Raw genomic sequence first — 3,013 nt, 5'->3', positions numbered from 1 at the left:
CCACAGGCCCACGCCCGTGACGCCCGCCTTGACGCAGCCCTCCACCAGCTCCGGCAGCGACCACTGCTTGATCGTCTCCTGGTTGAGGCTCAGCCGGGGGACGGGGTTCATTGCGCGACTCCATGGACGGTCAGCAGGTGTTTCATGCGGGATTCGGCCAGCGCCGGGTCCGGGAACAGGCCCAGCCCGTCCGCCAGTTCGTAGGCGCGGGCCAGATGCGGCAGCGAACGGGCCGACTGGAGGCCGCCGACCATCGTGAAGTGCGACTGGTGGCCCGCCAGCCAGGCCAGCAGGACCACGCCCGTCTTGTAGTAGCGGGTCGGGGGCCGGAAGAGGTGGCGGGAGAGTTCCACGGTGGGGTCCAGCAGGGCGCGGAAGGCGCCCACATGGCCGGTGTCCAGTGTGCGCACGGCCTCCGCCGCCAGCGGGCCCAGCGGGTCGAAGATGCCGAGCAGGGCGTGGCTGAAGCCCTGGTCGTCGCCCGCGATCAGCTCGGGGTAGTGGAAGTCGTCGCCCGTGTAGCAGCGCACCCCGTCCGGCAGCTTGCGCCGCAGCTCGACCTCGCGCCGGGCGTCCAGCAGGGAGACCTTGATGCCGTCGACCTTGTCGGGGTGGGCGGCGATGACGTCGAGGAAGGTACGGGTGGCGGCGTCCAGGTCGGTGCTGCCCCAGTAGCCCTCCAGGGCCGGGTCGAACATCGGGCCCAGCCAGTGCAGGATCACCGGCTCGGCGGACTGGCGCAGCAGGTGGCCGTAGACCTCCAGGTAGTCCTCGCGGCCCTCGGCCACGGCGCACAGGGCGCGGGAGGCCATCAGGATGGCCTGGGCGCCGGACTCCTCGCAGACGGCCAGCTGTTCCTCGTAGGCGGCCCGGACCTGGTCCAGGGAATAGGGATAGCCGATCCCGGTGGCGGACAGCTGGTCGGTGCCGACGCCGCAGGCGATCCGGCCGCCGGCCGCCTTCGCCTCGGCCGCCGAACGGCGGATCAGCTCGGCGGCGCCCGCCCAGTCCAGGCCCATGCCGCGCTGGGCGGTGTCCATGGCCTCGGCCACGCCCAGCCCGTGCGACCACAGGTGGCGGCGGAAGGCGAGGGTGGCGTCCCAGTCGACGGCGGCCGGGCCGTCGGGGGTCACATCGGCGTACGGGTCGGCCACCACGTGGGCGGCGGAGAACACGACGCGGGAGGTGAAGGGGGCGCCCGCGGTCAGCCGCAGCGGTTCGGTGCGGGGGTGGTAGGCGCGGGTGGTACCGCCCGGCGCGGGGAGGTGGAGGGTCACAGGGCCAGCTCCGGTACGTCCAGCCGGCGGCCCTCCACCGACGACTTCCATCCCAGCTCGGCGAGCTGCACACCGCGCGCCCCGGCCAGCAGGTCCCAGCGCCAGGGCTCGTCGAGCGCGACATGGCGCAGGAACAGCTCCCACTGCGCCTTGAAGCCGTTGTCGAACTCCGCGTTGTCGGGGACCTCCTGCCACTGGTCGCGGAAGACCTCGGTGGCCGGCAGGTCGGGGTTCCAGACCGGTTTGGGGGTGGCCGAGCGGTGCTGGACCCGGCACCTGCGCAGACCGGCGACGGCCGAGCCCTCGGTGCCGTCGACCTGGAACTCGACCAGCTCGTCCCGGTTGACCCGGACCGCCCAGGAGGAGTTGATCTGGGCGATGACGCCGCCCTCGAGCTGGAAGACGCCGTAGGCCGCGTCGTCGGCGGTGGCCTCGTACGGCTTGCCCCGCTCGTCCCAGCGGGTCGGGATGTGGGTGACGGCCTGCGCCTGGACCGTGCGCACGCCGCCGAACAGCTCGTGCAGCACGTACTCCCAGTGCGGGAACATGTCCACGACGATGCCGCCGCCGTCCTCGGCCCGGTAGTTCCAGGAGGGCCGCTGGGCCTCCTGCCAGTCGCCCTCGAAAACCCAGTAGCCGAACTCGCCGCGCACCGAGAGGATCCGGCCGAAGAAGCCGCCGTCGATGAGGCGCTTCAGCTTCAGCAGCCCCGGCAGGAAGATCTTGTCCTGGACGACCCCGTGCTTGATGCCCGCCGACCGGGCGAGCCGGGCCAGCTCGAGGGCGCCGTCCAGACCGGTGGCGGTGGGCTTCTCGGTGTAGATGTGCTTGCCGGCCGCGATGGCCTTCTTGATGGCCTGCTCACGGGCGGAGGTGACCTGCGCGTCGAAGTAGATGTCGACGCCGTCGTCCGCCAGCACGGCGTCCAGGTCGGTGGAGACGTCCGCGACCGGGTCGAGGCCGTGGCGCTCGGCCAGCTCCTTGAGCGCGTGCTCGCGGCGGCCGAGGAGCAGCGGCTCGGGCCACAGGACGGTGCCGTCGCCGAGGTCGATCCCGCCCTGTTCGCGGATGGCGAGGAGTGAGCGGACGAGGTGCTGGCGGTAGCCCATCCGGCCGGTCACACCGTTCATGGCGATCCGCACTGTCTTACGTGTCACGTGGGTTCTTCTCCTCACCAAGAGTCGCAGTAAGCGCGTGCAGTAAGCGCTTTCTATCCTTCACGCTAGCCGCCCGCCCCGCCCCTGTCGAGACCGGACGCGGGAAGGACACCGGATGGCCGGCGCCCCGGCGCGGCGCCGGCCCGGTAGCGCGCGGGAGGGGCTCACAGATGGTGCTCGGTGGCCCGGGCGGCGATCGCGAGGGGCCCGGGGACGAGGAAGGCCAGCGGCGGATAGGCCCAGGCGCAGACCGCGGCGGTGGCCACGGCCAGCAGCAGCACGGCGCTCGCACGGGGCCGGGAGACCGCCTCGTACGCGGCCGGGCGCAGCGCGGCGCGCCAGCTCGTCGCCGACTCGGGGCGGGCGCAGGCCCGCAGCAGCACGACGGCGAGCAGCCCGGCCACGGCGTAGAGCGCGGGCCGGAAGACCGCCGCGCCCGGCAGCCCGGCCCCGGCCGCCAGCGCGTTGAACACCAGCAGGACGCCGCCGGCCAGCAGCCCCGCCCCGGCCAGCAGATCGCCGGGGCGCAGCCGGGACCGCAGCGCGCGGACGTAGCCACCGGCGGTGGCGGGCGCGTCC

Annotated in this window: 3 protein-coding genes; all 3 read right to left on the bottom strand. The window is 73.3% G+C overall.

What is annotated here, in order from left to right; all coding sequences use genetic code 11:
• Positions 1-107: 107 nt before the first annotated feature.
• Positions 108-1,277: a dihydrodipicolinate synthase family protein gene (locus tag AXW62_RS08530; RefSeq protein WP_060943969.1), complete on the bottom strand. Its 1,170-nt coding sequence runs from the start codon at positions 1,275-1,277 to the stop codon at positions 108-110.
• Complete coding sequence (locus AXW62_RS08525) at positions 1,274-2,434, bottom strand: Gfo/Idh/MocA family protein (protein WP_060943968.1); 1,161 nt, start codon at positions 2,432-2,434, stop codon at positions 1,274-1,276. The genes AXW62_RS08530 and AXW62_RS08525 overlap by 4 nt, the downstream gene beginning before the upstream one ends.
• A 164-nt stretch (positions 2,435-2,598) precedes the next feature.
• Positions 2,599-3,013, bottom strand: a 415-nt coding sequence (locus tag AXW62_RS08520) for a hypothetical protein (RefSeq protein ID WP_060943967.1), incomplete at its 5' end; no start/stop codon positions are given.

The organism is Streptomyces hygroscopicus subsp. hygroscopicus, assembly GCF_001553455.1.
Taxonomy (GTDB): domain Bacteria; phylum Actinomycetota; class Actinomycetes; order Streptomycetales; family Streptomycetaceae; genus Streptomyces; species Streptomyces hygroscopicus.
The sequence above is the reverse complement of the archived record's forward strand: the minus strand, read 5'-3'. Positions and strand labels throughout refer to the sequence as shown.